11 protein-coding genes are annotated in these 16,272 nt (G+C 73.8%); 6 read left to right on the top strand and 5 right to left on the bottom strand.

The window, feature by feature from the left end; translation table 11 throughout:
* Nucleotides 1-8: 8 nt before the first annotated feature.
* Genes ABFX55_RS03490 through ABFX55_RS03480 form a run of 3 tightly spaced genes read right to left on the bottom strand, consistent with a single transcriptional unit; the run spans nucleotide 9 to nucleotide 6,551 of the window.
* Nucleotides 9-4,607 (bottom strand): hypothetical protein, encoded by a 4,599-nt coding sequence (locus ABFX55_RS03490; RefSeq protein WP_346117533.1) that lies wholly within the window; start codon nucleotides 4,605-4,607, stop codon nucleotides 9-11.
* Nucleotides 4,604-4,975, bottom strand: a complete 372-nt coding sequence (locus ABFX55_RS03485; RefSeq protein WP_346117532.1) for a hypothetical protein — start codon at nucleotides 4,973-4,975, stop codon at nucleotides 4,604-4,606. Before ABFX55_RS03485 ends, ABFX55_RS03490 begins: the two co-directional genes overlap by 4 nt.
* On the bottom strand, nucleotides 4,860-6,551 hold the full coding sequence (locus ABFX55_RS03480) for a CHAT domain-containing protein (protein ID WP_346117531.1): 1,692 nt from the start codon (nucleotides 6,549-6,551) through the stop codon (nucleotides 4,860-4,862). Before ABFX55_RS03480 ends, ABFX55_RS03485 begins: the two co-directional genes overlap by 116 nt.
* A 128-nt stretch (nucleotides 6,552-6,679) precedes the next feature.
* Here ABFX55_RS03480 and ABFX55_RS03475 point away from each other — a divergent pair, with 128 nt between their 5' ends.
* The gene (locus ABFX55_RS03475) at nucleotides 6,680-8,092 is read left to right on the top strand and encodes an AAA family ATPase (RefSeq protein ID WP_346117530.1); all 1,413 of its coding nucleotides are present in this window, start codon (nucleotides 6,680-6,682) and stop codon (nucleotides 8,090-8,092) included.
* Here ABFX55_RS03475 and ABFX55_RS03470 read toward each other — a convergent pair.
* On the bottom strand, nucleotides 8,078-9,286 hold the full coding sequence (locus ABFX55_RS03470; RefSeq protein ID WP_346117529.1) for a lanthionine synthetase LanC family protein: 1,209 nt from the start codon (nucleotides 9,284-9,286) through the stop codon (nucleotides 8,078-8,080). The genes ABFX55_RS03475 and ABFX55_RS03470 overlap by 15 nt on opposite strands.
* Before the next feature lie 74 nt (nucleotides 9,287-9,360).
* On the opposite strand from ABFX55_RS03470, the gene ABFX55_RS03465 reads away from it, so the two are divergent.
* Nucleotides 9,361-9,810 carry a hypothetical protein gene (locus tag ABFX55_RS03465; protein ID WP_346117528.1) on the top strand — a complete coding sequence of 150 codons (450 nt, stop codon included), beginning with the start codon at nucleotides 9,361-9,363 and terminating at the stop codon, nucleotides 9,808-9,810.
* Nucleotides 9,811-9,978: 168 nt separating this feature from the next.
* Nucleotides 9,979-10,239, top strand: a complete 261-nt coding sequence (locus tag ABFX55_RS03460; protein WP_346117526.1) for a hypothetical protein — start codon at nucleotides 9,979-9,981, stop codon at nucleotides 10,237-10,239.
* Between the two features lie 18 nt (nucleotides 10,240-10,257).
* On the opposite strand, the gene ABFX55_RS03455 is transcribed toward ABFX55_RS03460, so the two are convergent.
* Nucleotides 10,258-11,052, bottom strand: coding sequence for a class I SAM-dependent methyltransferase (locus ABFX55_RS03455; RefSeq protein ID WP_346117524.1), 795 nt, complete (start codon nucleotides 11,050-11,052; stop codon nucleotides 10,258-10,260).
* Between the two features lie 146 nt (nucleotides 11,053-11,198).
* On the opposite strand from ABFX55_RS03455, the gene ABFX55_RS03450 reads away from it, so the two are divergent.
* The 3 genes from ABFX55_RS03450 (at nucleotide 11,199) to ABFX55_RS03440 (ending at nucleotide 16,265) form a co-directional block, all read left to right on the top strand.
* A complete protein-coding gene (locus tag ABFX55_RS03450; RefSeq protein WP_346117523.1) occupies nucleotides 11,199-14,759 on the top strand; it encodes a non-ribosomal peptide synthetase in 3,561 nt (1,186 codons plus the stop codon).
* An 82-nt stretch (nucleotides 14,760-14,841) separates the two neighbouring features.
* Nucleotides 14,842-15,021 (top strand): hypothetical protein, encoded by a 180-nt coding sequence (locus ABFX55_RS03445; RefSeq protein ID WP_346117521.1) that lies wholly within the window; start codon nucleotides 14,842-14,844, stop codon nucleotides 15,019-15,021.
* On the top strand, nucleotides 15,012-16,265 hold the full coding sequence (locus ABFX55_RS03440; protein ID WP_346117519.1) for a M1 family metallopeptidase: 1,254 nt from the start codon (nucleotides 15,012-15,014) through the stop codon (nucleotides 16,263-16,265). Before ABFX55_RS03445 ends, ABFX55_RS03440 begins: the two co-directional genes overlap by 10 nt.
* Nucleotides 16,266-16,272 lie beyond the last annotated feature (7 nt).

Here is a 16,272-nt window from a genome sequence, read left to right as displayed (position 1 = left end):
GTATCGGGTCAGCGGGTCTTGAGCAGCAGCACCATCTCGTCGGCCAGTTCGGGTCCGAGGATCCGCTTCACCTTCAGCGCCAGCTCGAGCATCTCCGTCGGGTACGGCTGCCGCAGCCCGCTGGGGTAGTCCGCCCGGATCGTCGAGGTCACCTCGGCGGCGAGGGCGTCGGTCAGGGTGGGCAGCACGAGCACAGCCTGGGCGTTGCGGGCGAACGCCCTGGCGGCCACGGAGAGGAAGGCGGCCCTGCTCTCCCCCAGGCCCCTGGGCCGCTCGTCGGGCTCGGGTTGCAGCACGACGAGGCCGATCGCGTCCTCCAGTTCGGGGCCGATCAGGCGCTCGCCCTCCCTGACGCGCTTGGTGACGGCGGTGGCACCGTCGTCGGCGGTGCGTAGGCGCGGGCCCGCCGCGGTGTCGACGACCTGGCCGACCAGGTGGAGCAGGCGGTAGCCGAGCATCCCTCCGCGCGCGCTCGGCGCCTTCCTGCCCTGGGCCAGATGCGGGGGGCCGAGGTAGGCGTCCCTGCGCGCGGCCACCCAGACCCGCCGCGACACCTTCTCTCCGTAGCCTTCGCGGAAGACGACCAGCCTGTCGCACACGGAGGCGGGCACGGCCTCGGCCAGGCGGCGCTCCCAGTGCTGGTCACGCACCTCTGGCGACAGCCGCAGCGCCATGGGAACGGGACCGGTGCCGGGCGGCTGCCTCATCTCCAGCGTGATGGAGCCGTCCTCGTGGGTGGCGGCGCGCCTGAGGGTGGAGGGCGCGCGCACGTAGCGTCCGCCTCGCCCGACGAGGCCGCCGTCGAGCCACGTGAGCGAGCCGAGTTCGCTGACCGTGATTCCCTCCGCGTCCACGCTGAACCGGTAGACCGGTGGATGGCGCATGACGACCGACCACAGGTACGCGTACCCGCCGCCCGTCAGCGCGGCGGGCACCAGCGAGACGACGAGGGCCGCCACTCTCGGCCACCCGTACGGCAGGGTCGCCCCCGCGATGGCCAGGGCGCCGCCCGCCGCCCACGCGCCGAGGAGCAGGGCGACGACGTTCTCGTTGGCCCTGCCGCTGATCCCCAGGCCCATGGCGGCGACCCCTCCCACGGTCGCCAGGAGGAGGGGGGAGACCACGCCCAAGCCTTCGGCCGGTGTGCCCAAGAGCGTGGCGCCGAGCGTGAGCGCCACGGCCGAGCCCGCGTACAGCGCCCCCACTGCCACCCGCCAGGCCGTGCTCCTGTCCCCCGCGCGCCGCGAAGGGACGACCGCGGGCTCCTGGCCGAACAGCATGCGCCTGGCCCTGTCGAGCACGGGACCTCGGGTCTCTCCTCGCCGCACGCCCTCGGCGGCCCTCGACAGCGGGGGCCACTGCGAGCCCTCGACGGACTCGGGCACGACGAGGAAGAGCGGTTCCTGGCTCCGCGCGGCCCTGGGGCCGGTCCGCGCGCCGGAGAACGTCTCGGTCAGCACCCGCAGCACCAGCGCCTGGTTGGCGCCGTCGTCGTCCTGCGCCCTCGCGAGCAGGCGCTCGGCCTCCGCGAGCAGGGCGACCGCCCGCCATGGGTCGCCCTTGACGAGGTGCTGGGCCTCGGCCAGCAGCGCCCTTCCCCTCCGGCCGGGGGCGCCGGAGGCCAGGTGCTCGGGCGGGTCGGCCTGGCCGCCCTCCATCAGCGCCGCCAGTGCGCGGGCGGCGCTCCGTTCGGCCGGGGCGCCGGTGGTGGCGATGGCCTCCAGCTCGGGCACCCACGCCGTCGTACGGCAGCGCAGCGCCAGGCCGAGCAGCGCGAGTCTGGCCCGCTCCACCAGGTCGGCGTCGCCCTCGTGGACCGCGTGCTCCACGCACCCGTCAAGCAGCCTCCTGCCGCGCTCGGGATCGCCCGCCACCGCCCACGCCCAGGCCAGCTCCACGGCTAGGGGGCCGGGGGTGCCGGGGTCGAGCTCCTCGAGCGTCTCGCGGGCGAGCCTGCGGTGGCCGAGCTCGAAGGCGACGGTCAGCGCCGCGACCTCGTCGCCGTCCGACGCGGCGAGGGCCTCGGCGCGCCAGAGCTCCCACGGGACGGCGTCGAGCGGCTCTCCCCACCTGACGGCCACCTCGAGCCTCGCCTTCCTGCAGTGGAAGAGCAGGTTGGCGGGAGGGTCCCAGTCGAGCAGCGGCGGGCCAGGAGGAAGCGCGGCGAAGGCCACGGCCAGCTCGGCCAGGCGCGAGGCCTCCTCCGCCTCCTCGGCCGCCCGTGCCTGCGAGACGGCCAGCGCGGCGGCCGCCGCGTTGACCGCGCCGGGGTCGTGGCGCGACTCCCACAGGGTCGCGAGGGTGTCGTCCGCCCACGCGACCCTGGCGGGCGCGGCTTCCAGCGCGGCGACCGTCGATCCGACGAGGAGTCCGTCACGGTGGGCCGGCTCGGTGGCGGGCGGCTCGTCGAGCGGGTCCTCCTCGTCAGCCTCCCGCTCCTCGGGCTCCCACTCCTCGGGCTCCTCCGCCGCGTCGGACGTCCGCGCCAGGGCCTGGCCGGTGGCCGTCATGCCGAGAAGGGCCCGCGTCCGCAGTTCCTCGCGATGGCGCGGCGAGGGGTGGCGGGCGGCGTGCAGCTCCACCATCGACCACACCCTCGGTCCCGGCCTGCCCGCTCTGGAGTCGGCGGCCGCCTGGGTGGCCAAGATCGCCGCGATGATCGTCTCTCCCTCGCGGCCCTCCTCCACCGCCGCCACCCGCGCGCACACCTGGGCGGCCCAGCCCCAGTGCCCGCCTTCGACGACGCGCCGTTCCAGCCGCTCCCACAGCTCGCCGGCCTCCGCGGGCGGCAGGAGCCGTACGGCGGCCTCGACGCTCTCCACCGGCAGCTCGGGCAGCGGGGTGGCGTCGACGACCGCGGCGGCGTCGCGGCCCAGCAGCGCGGGGCCCGCGGGCGGCAGGACCGCGCGCAGCCTGTCGCGCAGGTGCTCGTCCACCTCGATCACCCTGGCCCTGCCGTCGGCTCCGAGCGCGACGACGTTCACCCAGTCGTACATGGCCAGCGCGTCGAAGGCGGGACCGGGGTCGATACCGTGGCGGCGCAGGGCGGGCGAGAGCAGGCCCAGGTCGAAGCGGCCCAGCTCGGCCGCCACCGCCAGCGCGACGCGCAGATCCGAGGAGAGGACCCGCCCGACGATGCGGCGCTCCACGTAGGGGTCGCCGGGGGCCTCCAGCAGCTCGCGCGCGTCGAGTCCGGGTTCGACGGCGGCCCAGTGGGCGTAGGCGGCCAGCTCGAAGGGGTTGTAGCGGCCGTCGCCCCGCTGCCTGGCTCTGTCGAGCACGGCGGCACGCAGGTCGGCGCGGAGCCCCGGCGCGCGCCGGGACAGGTAGCTGTCGGCCTCCTGCTGGACGAACCCGCCGAGGCGCAGCACCCGCACGTAGTGGCGCTCGCTCAGCAGCGGCCCCGCCGTGAGCGGCTCGGGAGGAGGCACCAGCCAGCGACGGCCGGCCAGCACGACCTTCAGCTGCGGCAGCTCGGCCCTGAGCAGTTCGAGCAGCATGAAGGTGTGCTCGATGCCCGGCGCGGGCGAGCCCGGCGGGTAGAGCTTGGCCAGTTCCTCGCAGGTGTCGAGCACCAGCACGACGGGCTCGGGCAGTGAGGCGACGAACAGGGCGAAGGCCGTCGCGAGGGCGCGCAGGAGCGCCTCGACGCGCGAGCGGTCAGGGATGGACCTGCCCAGCTCCTCGTCGAGGGCCAGCGAGGCGTCCTCGAAGTGGCGGAAGGCGTTCGCGGTATGGCGGTGCGTGCCGTACCCGAGCAACTCGTCTGCCAGGGCGTGCAACAGCAGGCCGGGCCGCTGCTCGGGGTAGCGGGGGTCGAGGTGGTCGAAGTCGGCCCTGGCGACAGGGAAGGGCGGCACCCGGCGGTCGGCGGCGAAGCGGCCTGAGGCCAGGTAGCGCACGAGCATCGTCTTGCCCGTGCCGCCGCCGCCCAGCAGGTGCAGCGCCCACTGCTCGCCGTCGCCGAGGATCAGCTCGGTGAGCGCCTGCTCGGCCTCCTGGCGGTGCAGGTAGTGGCGCAGGTGCTCGAGGTCGTCGGTGGCGCGGGCCAGCCTGTCGACCCGCCACGCGGCGCGGCGGGCGGCGTCGGCGAGCGGCCCTCCGAGCGTCCGCCCGAGCACCTCGGCGGCGGTGACCAGGCGGGAGGCGGCGGCCAGGTCACCGTCCTCGATGAGGCGGTCGACGGTCGCCACCAGCTCCAGCCCCGTGGGCTCCTCGCGCAGCCGTACGGCCCGCAGCCACGCCTGCGCCGAGGGGGACAGCGGCGAGATCGCCCCGATCGCGGCCTCCAGCCTGCCGCACTCCTCGCGCAGCACGCCGCGCACCTGTCTGGCCAGGTCGGAGCGCAGGCCCGAGCGCACCCAGAACGCCTCCTGGCGGCGTCCTCTGGCGCCCAGCACCCGCCGCCTTTCGATCAGGCCGAGGCTCTCCAGCCGTTCGAGCAGCTCGGCCAGCGGCTCACCGGTGAGGGAGACGGCCCTGGCCAGGTCCTCCGTCCACTCGGGCAGCAGCGCGAGCCCGGCCAGCAGGCGCGGTTCGAAGCCGGACAGGCGGCGTTCGAGGAGCTCGGCGCCGCGCCGTTCCAGCTCCTGCTCCAGCGAGCTCATCCGAACCGCTCCAGGTAGTCGGCGTAGGCGGCCTCGTCGTCGTCGGTGACGAACAGCTCGTGCAGGGTCATCAGCTGGGCGGCGAGGTAGAGCTTGTCCTCCACGACCGTCGGGTCGCCCTTCAGCAGCCGCAGCCCTTCGCGGATCTTGCCGGGCGGCACGTTCCTGGGCGTCACGTACACCCGCTGGTACTCGGGCTCCCTGTCGCGCCGCCACGGGTGCAGCAGCACCCACTGGAAGCCGAGCACCGCCTCATCCTCGCCGAGCGCGGCCAGTTCGGGGAAGGCGAAGCCTGGCGCGCCCGCCTCCCTCTCGCTGAAGGACTTCAGCAGGCGGCCGTGGTCCTCGGTGAGAGAGGCGGTGGCCACGACGGGGACCGGCCGCTCGGCGGTGCCGAGCCCGGTGGCGCGGACCATGGCCAGCAGCGCGGTGAGCGCGTCGCCGAAGGCGTGCAGGCCGTCCATGAGCACGACGGCGCGGGTGTGCGGGCCGAACGGCTCGCCGAGCCCTGCCAGCGAGTCGCCGAGCGCGGCCAGGTCGGCGGCCAGGATGCGGCGGGCGGCGCGGGGGGTCGGGGTCGCCCAGGGCGTCGATCCACTCGAAGGCCTCGTCGAAGCCGCCCGGCTGCCTGCCGTACACGCGGGGCGGGGGCGCGCCCAGGGTCTCGGCGGCCTCCGCCGCGAGGAAGTACAGCTCGCGCAGCAGTTCGCGGACGCTCTGCGGGGGTGTGCCGCTGAAGGGGCCGACGAACAGCGGGACGTGGCCGTCGCGCAGCAGCCTGAAGCCCGCCTCGCGCAGCAGCCTGGTGCCGCCCGTCCTGCGGATGGTGCCGTCGCGGCAGGCGACCAGGAGGCCGAGACCGTCGGTGAAGAGCCTGTCGACCTGGTCGAGGATGCGTTCGCGGCCGATGTGCAGCGGCTTGTGGCGCAGCCTCAGCTCGTCGGCCCAGCGCACCAGCCGCCTTCCCGCCGAGGGGTCGACCAGCGGCCTGGTGGCGTCGAGCCCTTCGGCCATGAACAGCGCGGGCCTGGCCCAGTCGAGGTGGTCGCGAGAGGTGCCGATCAGCGCTGCTCTGCGGCCCTTGGCCGAGGCCTCCACGACGAGCTCGCCGCCCGAGAGCGCGCCCGCCAGCCTGCGGGCGAACAGCCTGCAGGCCCGCTCGCTGATCTCACCGGCCATGGCCGACACCAGCGGGACACCGGCCGCGACCAGTTCGGCGGCGAATCCGGCGCCGCTGTGGCAGGCGCCGAGCACGACCGCCTTCACCGGGCCTCCTGCGGTGAGCGCGGCGGCCAGGTCGGCGGCTCCCACCCACGAGCCGCGCAGCATCAGCACCGAGGCGCCGTCCTCGTCGACGGAGCCGTGCGCCACCAGGTGGACGATGTCGGGTCTGAAGCCGGCGCAGACCTCGGCGAGGTCCTCCGCCGACACCTGGGCGACGCGCGTGACGGCCACGCCGTCGGCGTCGAGGGCGCGCAGCAGGCCCATGAACATGGCGCCGGGTCTGATCACCTCGTCGGTGAGGGCGGCGCCCGCGGCGAACAGCATCCGCGGCGCCCGTCCCTGGCTCTCGGGCGCGCGCGGTCCTCCGGGCACCAACCTGGTGATGGCCAGCAGCAGGTCGGGCCTGGCGGCCAGATGGTGCTCGCCGTCGTGCATGGCTTCCCAGAGCCAGGTGTGCAGGTCGCTGTCCGCCGGCCACACCAGCGCCAGCTCCGCCCCTCCCGCCGCGCGGACCTCGGCCAGCGCCGTCACGGCGGGCCACGCGGGGGCCAGCAGCGCGTCGAACAGGGCTCTGCCGTAGGCCGCCACGTCGGCGGCGCGGGCGCTGTCCTCCCGCGCCTCGATCGGCCCCAGCTCGTACGGGCCGGCGACCACGCTCTCCTGGTGGAGCACCCGCACCCACCGGTCTTCGACGACGACGCGGACGCGGGGCAGGCTCACGCTCCCATCGTTGCCCTCTGGCCCTCGCGACGGTAGCGGAGTCATCAGATCGTTGCGGGGATCGGTGTCGCATCCCTGAGTAGAGGCTACTCATTCCCGACGGGCGCGGAGTTTGTCACAGTGATCAGGTGACGAACTTCGACCACGCCACCGCCCACGCGCTGGCCGTCAGCCTGGCCAAGGTCTACGACGCCGTCTCGACGAAGATCGCCGAGGACAACGCCTCCTCGCCGCTGGTGGCCAGGGTGACGGGCCATCTCGGCTGCCCGCTCGGCGAGGTGGTGGTGGTCGAGGAGAAGTACCGGCTGTGGGAGCACGCGGGGCTGCAGACCGGGGCCGACCGCTACCTGGCCGCCCACTCCCCCGAGGCGCGGTGGTTCGGCGTGGTGGGCGGCGAGCGCCGCTGGGAGAGCGTCGTCAACATGCTGCTGTACGCCATGCGCGACGGCAGCCGCCTGCTCGGCAGGCCCGACTACGGCACCACGCCGATCGGGCCCGCCGAGAGCATGGAGGTGATGCAGCTCGGCCTGGTCGAGACGGTGGCGCCCGACGGCTCGCCCGTCGTCATGGTGGTCAGCAACGTCGACGAGTACGACGGCCACGCGATGCTGACCCTGCTGTCGCCCTCCATGGCCGCCGCCACGGCCGTGCGTGACGAGGTCGAACGGCTCAAGCGCCTGCACGACCCGTTCAGGGGGCGGGTGCTGAGCTTCGGTTTCAGCGAGCACAGGGACAACGAACTGGTCAGTTTCCTGCCCAGGCCCGAGCTCACCGCCGAGGAGGTGGTGCTGCCCGAGGGCCGCCTCGCGGCGGTCGAGGACCACATCGTCGGCATCGCCGAGGCGCGCGAGCAGCTCGTCGAGGCCGGACAGCATCTGCGACGGGGCCTGCTGCTGTACGGCCCGCCCGGCACCGGCAAGACCCACACGGTGCGCTACCTGGTGGGCAGGTTACGCGAGCACACCGCGATCCTGATGACGGGTCCCGGCATGCGCCACCTCGACCACGCGATCGCGCTGGCCCGCAAGCTGCAGCCGTCGATCGTGGTGATCGAGGACGTCGACCTCATCGCCGAGGACCGCAGCCAGTTCGAGACCTCGCCGCTGCTGTTCTCGCTGCTGGAGGCCATGGACGGCATCACGGGTGAGGCGGACGTGTCGTTCGTGCTCACCACCAACAGGGTCGACGCGCTGGAGCGGGCCCTGGTGCAGCGGCCCGGCCGGGTGGACCTGGCCGTGGAGGTGGCGCCGCCTTCGGCGCCCGACAGGGACCGCCTGATCCGCCTCTACGCCCGCAACAGGCCGATCGAGGCGGACGTGGCCAAGGTGGTCGCGGCGACCGAGGGCGTCACGGGCGCCTTCGTCAAGGAGCTGCTGCGGCGGGTGATCCTGCTGGCGATCAGGGCAGGCGACCACGCGCTGACCGACGAGCACTTCGACACCGCCTTCCAGGCGATGTCAGGCGACGCGCAGGCGCTGACGAGGGCGCTGCTCGGCGCGGGCGCGGAGCGGCAGGAGCGGACGCCCTCACGCCTGTGCTGAGCGCACCGCCAGCGGGAAGGGGTTGTCGGGCAGCAGGATCAGCCTGCGCGAGTCGCCGCGCTCGGCCGCGTCCAGGTGCAGCAGCGCCGCGCCGATGCCCGCGGCGCCGACCATGTAGCCGGTGTCGGCGGTGATCTCGTGGGGGCGCAGCCTGCGGTAGGCCTGCCACCAGCGCCCTTGGCTGGAGGCGTTCACCAGGTGCTCGCCCAGCACCCTGGCGAAGGCCCTGCAGTCGTCGCGCTCCCACAGCCCGACGAACAGCTCCAGCAGGCCCGCCGCGCCGCAGCACTGGCACATGACGTCCCAGAAGCCCGGCGTGCGCCGGTGCGGCACGCCGCTGGTGAGGATGCCGTGGACCAGCCTGTCGACCCAGTCGGAGTCGCCCAGCTCGTGGAACATCCTGGCCACCCCGGCCGAGCCCGAGCAGAAGCCCAGGTAGTGCAGGTGACGGCCCTGGGGTACGTGGTGGGGCACCAGCGCGCACGCGCCGGTGACCTCGCTGACCGCCCTGACGAAGCCCGCCCCGCTGTTGGCCGCCTCGAGGAAGCGCGGGTCGCCTGTCACGGCGTGCAGGCGGGCAAGCAGGAACGCGGTGCCGGCCGTACCTGAGAGGAAGCCGGGGGTGACGGCGTCGACGGGCAGGTCGGCGGGTGGCTCGGCGCCGAAGCGATGGCCGGGGACGGGCAGGGCGGCGATGCGCAGGCCCGCCTCGACGGCGACCCGCTCGTAGGCGGGCTCTCCGAGCATGGCCGAGGCGTGCAGCAGCGTGAGGATGATGCCGCCGTCGCCGCGCTGGCTGGGATCGCCCGTCCAGGTGGGGCCCGCGGCGGCCAGCAGGTCGGCGGCGGCGGCCGCCGCGCGGGTGAAGGAGTCGTCGATGGCCCAGCCCGCCTCGGCCAGCGCGAACACCACGCCGGCCAGGCCGTCGTGGAAGGTCGGGTCGCTCTGTTCGGCCCAGACGGCCGACAGGTGGCGGGCGCCCCGCTCGGCGTCCTCGAGGTAGGAGTCGTCGCCGGTGGCGGCGGCGAGCTCGAGGAAGAACAGCACGATGCCGGCCGCGCCCGAGTAGAGCGAGGCGGGCCTGTGAGGCAGCGCAGGCCGCTCTCCCGCCCGCCAGTGGCGGCCTCTGTCGTCGTCGATCCCGCACGCGCGAATCCACCCGGCTGCTTGCACCGCGGCCTCGATCGGGCTCATGACGCCAGTCTCGCACCACCGCCAAAAACCCGCAAACACTGTAGGTTAAGCATGTTTTAGTAGGGTGTGCGGTGATGACAGATCACAGTGTTTCCGAAGAACTGCGCGCGATGGAGCGAGATCAGTGCACGGCCTGCCTCGGCACCGCCGAAGAGGAGATCGTGCCCGGCTACAACCGGCCCTGCCGCGCGTGCGCGGGCACCGGCCGCCGCCGTGAGCAGCTGATCTGGCAGCTGGCCCACGACGAGGCCGCGCAGCTGATCACCCTGCCCGTGGTGCGCGACCTCGTGAAGCAGACCCGGGGCCCGTTCCGGCTGTCGGAGATCGCCGACGCGGTGCGGGCCGCGCTCAACCTGCCCGTGGGACGGCTGCCCGTCGGGCCTCGCGTGCGCGACCTGCTGCTGGACATGCAGGCGGCCGACGAGATCGTGATGGTCTCCGCGCCCGACGAACTGCTGGAGGGCACCGAGGTCGTCCTGCACCGCGACCCCGCGTGGGAACGGGTCCGCACCCTGGGCGCCTGACGCCCCCTTTCCTCCCGCGACCGGCGGCGATGGCGCCGGGCGCCTCCGTGCTGGCCGGCCCCGGCCTGGCGGGCCCCCTCTGAACGGCTCGCCGGTCTGCTGCACCCCCACCACCTGACACAGGAGACCGCCGAACGGTGGGTCACCCTGCACCTGCTGCTCCTGCCGGTGTTCCCCCTGCCGGCAGGGACACTCCTGCTGCCTGTGCGCGGGCTGATCGGCTCGGCGGGCTTCCTGCCGGCCTCGGTCGCGACGACCGCGGCCCTGGCCTCGCATCACGGCGGGCGACGCGTGGCGCTCGGCGGAACGGTCCTGATCGCCGCTTCCGTCCTGTGGCTGGGCAGCCACATCTACTGGCCCGAGGGCGTGCTCACCGTGCTGGGCCTGAGCCTGGGAGTCGGCCTGCTCACCGTCTCGACCCAGAGGTAGCTCGACCCCGGCAGGGCGTCAGACGCGGCAGAGGATCTCGCCGTGCAGGATGGACATCCAGCCGTCGCCCGAGGCGGCCCACTCGCGCCAGCCGTCCGAAATACGCCGCAGGCCGGCCTCCGTGGCTGCGCCCGAGGCCAGCGCCTGTGCGGCCATGTCGGAGCTCAGGATCCGCTCGGCCCACATGCCGCCCCACCAGGCCCTGTCCTCCTCGGTGGCGAAACACCAGGTGGAGGTGGTGGCGGTGACCTCGGTGAACCCCGCCTCGCGGGCCCACGACAGCAGGCGGCGCCCGGCGTCGGGCTCGCCGCCGTTGGCGCGGGCCACCTTCTGGTACAGCTCCATCCACTCGTCCAGCGCGGGCACCAGGGGATACCAGGCGAAGGCCCGGTAGTCGCTGTCGCGAACGGCCACCAGGCCGCCCGGTCTGGTCACCCTGCGCATCTCGCGCAGCGCCCGCACAGGGTCGCCGACGTGCTGCAGGACCTGGTGGGCGTGGACCACGCAGAAGGTGTCGTCGGGATGGTCCAGCGCGTGGACGTCGGCGACGGCGAAGGTGGCGTTGGTCACGCCGCGCCTGGCCAGCTCCGCCCTCGACAGCTCCAGCGCCTGCTCGCTGACCTCGGTGACGGTCAGGTGGCCCACCCGCGCGGCCAGGTCGGCGCTGATCGTGCCAGGCCCCGCGCCGACGTCCAGGACCTTCATGTGCGGCAGCAGGTGGGGCAGCAGGTAGGCGGCCGAGTTCTCGGCGGTGCGCCATCGATGGGAGCGCAGGACGGACTCGTGATGACCATGGGTGTAAACAGCGTTCATAGCCACGAACCCTAGCTGATTCTCACATTTCAAGAAGAAATGTCTCATATTCAGAGACAGTGCACGCACATGTCCTATGAATGCGGGGAATACCGGAGGAGAATGCCACGTTGGCGTCGCTGTCCTCTCACCCCTGGAGCCGCGCCTTGCGTCCGTCCGTGGCCGATCCGCAGGAGCTCGCCATCCGCGCCGTCTACACCTCAGGCCCGCTGGCGGCGCCCCCGCGTACCCTGCTCGACATCTTCCAGGCCACGGTGGCCCGCCATCCGGGCGCTCCTGCGCTCGACGACGGCGCCTCGTCCTTCACCTACGCCGAACTGTCCGCCGAGGTGGCGAGGGTCGCCGCCGAGCTGGTGGAGGCGGGGGTACGGCGCGGCGACAGGGTCGGCGTGCGGGTGCCCTCGGGCACCACCGAGCTCTACGTCACGATCCTGGCCGTCCTGACCGCGGGCGCCGCCTACGTGCCCGTCGACGCCGACGACCCCGAGGAGCGGGCCGAACTGGTCTTCGCCGAGGCGGGAGTCAGGGCGGTGGTGACCGACAAGATCACCCTGGCCGGCGACATCACGCCGGCCGACTCGATGGCCCCGGCAGACCGGCTCACCGTGTCCGGCGAACGGCCCGCCGAAGCGCTCGCGGGCCCGCCCTCCCCTGCGGACGACGCCTGGATCATCTTCACCTCGGGTTCGACCGGCAGGCCCAAGGGCGTGGCCGTCACCCATCGCAGCGCCGCCGCCTTCGTCGACGCCGAGGCGGGCCTGTTCCTGTCCGGCCGTCCCCTCGGACCAGGCGACCGCGTGCTGGCCGGGCTCTCGGTCGCCTTCGACGCCTCGTGCGAGGAGATGTGGCTGGCGTGGCGGCACGGCGCCTGCCTGGTCGCCGCCCCCCGATCGCTGGTGCGCACCGGCATGGACCTCGGCCCCTGGCTGGTCGCCCACGGCATCACGGCCGTCTCGACGGTGCCCACCTTGGCCGCGCTCTGGCCCGCGGAGACGCTCGACGACGTCCGCCTGCTGATCTTCGGAGGCGAGGCCTGCCCTCCCGAGCTGGCCGCCCGCCTGGCCGTCGAAGGCAGAGAGGTCTGGAACACCTACGGCCCCACCGAGGCGACGGTCGTGGCCAGCGCCGCCCTGATGACCGGTGAGGGCCCCGTGCGGATCGGCCTGCCCCTGGACGGCTGGGACCTGGCCGTCGTGGACGCCCAGGGCGAGCCCGTCGAGATGGGCGGCACCGGCGAGCTGATCATCGGCGGGGTCGGCCTGGCCCGCTACCTCGACCCTGCCAAGGACGCCGAGAAGTACGCCCCGCTGCCCAGCCTCGGCTGGGAGCGCGCCTACCGCAGCGGCGACCTGGTCCGCGCCGAGCCCGAAGGACTCGTCTTCGCCGGTCGCGCCGACGAGCAGATCAAGCTCGGCGGGCGGCGGATCGAGCTGGGTGAGGTCGACGCGGCGCTCAGCGCGCTGCCCGGCGTGGTCGGAGCGGCGGCCGCCGTCAGGGGTCAGCTGCTGGTCGGCTACCTCGTGACGGGCGACGACTTCGACCTCGCCGAGGCGAGGGAGCTGCTCCACGACTCGCTGCCGGCCGCGCTGGTGCCGCGCCTGGCCGTCGTCGAGGAGCTGCCCACCCGCACCTCCGGCAAGATCGACAGGGACGCGCTCCCCTGGCCGCTGCCCGGCTCGCAGCCGCGGGCGGGCGGGTGGCCGGCCGAGCAGTGGGCCGTGGTGCTCGGCGTCGCTCCCGAAGGGCCCGACAGCGACTTCTTCACCGAGGGAGGCGGCAGCCTCTCGGCCGCGCGGCTGGTGTCGGCCCTGCGGGCACGCTACCCGGAGGTGACGGTCGCCGACCTCTACGAGCATTCGACACTGGGCGGGCTGACCGCGCTGCTGGAGCGCTCGAGCCCGCGCGCCGCCGCGGGCGAGACCCGTCGGGTCAGGCCCATGCCGACGAGGGCCTCGATCGCGCAGGTCGCGCTGATGGTGCCGTTGATGACCGTGTCGGGGCTGCGGCTGACGGTCGTGGTGGCGGCGCTGGCGAACCTGCTCTGGACGCCGGTGACGAGCTGGTGGTGGATCGCGGCGGGCGCGCTGCTCCTGCTCTCCCCTCCTGGACGGCTCGCCCTGTCGGCCGCGTGCGCGCGGCTACTGCTCGGCGGCCTGCGGCCGGGCGCCTACCCACGCGGCGGCGCCGTCCATCTGAAGCTGTGGTTCGCCGAGCAGTTCGCGGCCAGGCTGGGCCTGCCCGACCTGGGCAGCGCGCCGTGGATGTCCTGGTATGCCAGGCTGCTCGGCGCGCAGGTGGGCGAGGACGCCGACCTGCACTCCCCTCCCCCGATCACCGGCCTGCTCAGACTCGGCAGGAGCGCCTCGGTCGAGCCCGAGGTCGACCTCAGCGGCGTGTGGTACGACGGCGATCTCGTGCGCGTCGGTGAGATCAGGATCGGCGCCGGCGCGACCGTCGGCTCGCGCTCGACGCTGCTGCCCGGCACCAAGATCGGTAAGAACGCGCAGGTCGCTCCTGGCTCGGCGGTCGAGGGGGCGATCCCCGCCGGCACGCGGTGGGCCGGAGCTCCCGCGGCCAGGCTGGGCAAGGCGCGCAGGACGGAGGAGCGCGCTCCCCGCTCGCGCCTCTGGGTGGGCGTGTACGCGCTGTCGGCCGTGGGTCTCAGCCTGCTGCCCGTGGCGGCCGCGGCGACGGGGCTCGCGGTGCTGCTGGCCATGGGCTCGTGGTGGGCGCTGCCGGTGGCCACGGTCGCGGGCATGGCGGTGTTCGCGCTGGTGACCCTGGTCAGCGTGCGGCTGCTGTCGATCTGCCTGCATCCGGGCCAGTACCCGGTGCACAGCCGTCCCGCCTGGCAGGCGTGGGCGACGGGCAGGCTGATGGCCTCGGCGCGGGTGTGGCTCTTCCCGTTGTACGCGAGCATCCTCACCCCCGCGTGGCTGCGTGCGCTGGGCATGCGGGTGGGCCGCGACGTCGAGCTGTCCACGGTGCTCGCGCTGCCCAGCATGACCTCCGTCGGCGACGGCGCGTTCCTGGCCGACGACACGATGGTGGCACCGTACGAGCTCGACGGCGGCTGGATGCGCATCGCCGAGGCCCGCATCGGCAAGCGCGCCTTCCTCGGCAACTCGGGGATGACCGCGGCCGGGCGCAAGGTGCCGAAGGACGGCCTGGTCGGCGTGCTGTCGGCGACGCCGAAGAAGGGCCAAGTCCGGCTCGTCGTACCTGGGCATGCCGCCGGTCGAGCTGCGCCGTACCAACGAGACGGGCGACCGCAGCCGCACCTACGATCCGCCGTGGCGGCTGAAGGCCGCCCGCGCGCTGGTCGAGAGCCTCCGCCTGCTGCCCGCGACCTGCACGGTCGCGCTCGCGGTGCTGAGCGCGGGCGCCCTGCTCCAGCTGGCCCAGGCGTACGGCGTCGCGGTCGCCGCCCTGGCCGGAGGCCCGGTGCTGCTGGCCGCGGGCGCGCTCGCCGCCGCGACCGCCAGCCTGGCCAAGTGGGCGCTCCTGGGCAGGATCGCCCGCGGCGACAGGCCGCTGTGGAGCTCGTTCGTGTGGCGCAACGAGCTGGCCGACAACTTCGTCGAGGTGCTGGCCGCGCCCTGGTTCGCCGAGCCGTGGCTGGGCAGCGCCCCGCTGAACGTGTGGCTGCGCTCGCTCGGGGCAAGCATCGGGCATGGGGTCTCCTGCCACACCTACTGGCTGCCTGAGGCGGATCTGGTGAGCCTCGGCGACGGCGCCTGCGTCAACCGCGGTTGTGTGTTGCAGACGCATCTGTTCCATGATCGGGTCATGAGCATCGACACAGTCGACCTAGGCGCGGGCGCGACGCTCGGCCCGCACGGGGTCGTCCTGCCCGCCGCCAGGATCGGCGCGCACACCACGGTCGGGCCCGCGTCACTGGTGATGCGAGGCGAGGACGTCCCGGAGGGCACCCGGTGGTTCGGCAACCCGATCTCCCCATGGCGCTGAGCCCCTACTTCCCCGGCCACGGGGATCCGCGCTACGGCGTCGCCCACTACGACCTCGACCTTCGCTACCGCCTGTCCACCAACTGGCTGAGCGGCACGGCCACGCTGTCGGCGCGCACCGTGGAGCCGCTGGTGGACCTGGAACTCGACCTCGGCCCCTTCAGGGTCAACGCGGCCAAGGTCGACGGCGTGGGCGTCAGGCACACCCACCGCGCGGGCAGGCTCAGGGTGCTGCTCGACAGGCCCAGGCCCGCCGACGCGCCGATCTCGATCGAGATCGCCTACGCCGGGCGGCCGCACCCGGTCGCCAGCCCGTTCGGCGGCGTGGGCTGGGAGGAGCTGACCGACGGGGCGATGGTGGCCAGCCAGCCGACCGGCGCGCCCTCCTGGTTCCCCTGCAACGACCGTCCCGACGACAAGGCGACCTACTCGCTCACGGTGTCGACGGCCTCGGCCTACCAGGTGCTCACCAACGGGGCTCCGGTGGCCAGGAGGCGCGCGGCGGGGGCGACGACGTGGGTCTTCGCGCCCACGGAGCCGATGGCGACCTACCTGGCGAGCGTGCAGATCGGCCGCTACCAGAGCAGTGAAGGGCTGGCCTGTCCCGCCAGGCTGGCCGCCAAGGCGCGCCACGACTTCGGGCGGCAGAGCCAGATGTTGGCGCTGTTCACCGAGCGCTTCGGCCCCTACCCCTTCGCCGGGTACACCGCGGTCGTCACCGACGACGACCTGGAGATTCCGGTCGAGGCGCAGGGCCTGTCGATCTTCGGGCGCAACCACGTCGACGGGCGGCGCGGCTTCGAACGGCTGGTCGCGCACGAGCTCGCGCACCAGTGGTTCGGCAACAGCCTGACCCTGGCCAGGTGGAACGACATCTGGCTGCACGAGGGCTTCGCCGCCTACGCCGAGTGGATCTGGTCGGAGGCCTCGGGCGGGGAGAGCGCGGCCGAGCTGGCCGCACGCTGGCACCAGCGGCTGTCGGCCATGCCGCAGGACTTCACGCTCGCCGACCCTGGCCCCGCCCTGCTCTTCGACGACCGCGTCTACAAGAGGGGGGCGCTCACCCTGCACCACCTGCGCACGACGATGGGCGACGCGGCGTTCTTCTCGATGGTCAGGGCGTGGACGGCCGCGCACAGGCACGGCAGCGTCAGCACCGCCGCCTTCCTCGCGCACGCGCCCTCGGAGCTGGAGCCGCTGCTGTCGTCCTGGCTGTACGGCAGGGCGCTGCCCCGTTTTCCCTGACCTCCTC

The organism is Nonomuraea roseola, assembly GCF_039535395.1.
In the GTDB taxonomy this organism is placed as follows: Bacteria; Actinomycetota; Actinomycetes; order Streptosporangiales; family Streptosporangiaceae; genus Nonomuraea; species Nonomuraea roseola.
This window is presented reverse-complemented; position numbering and strand designations above follow the sequence as displayed.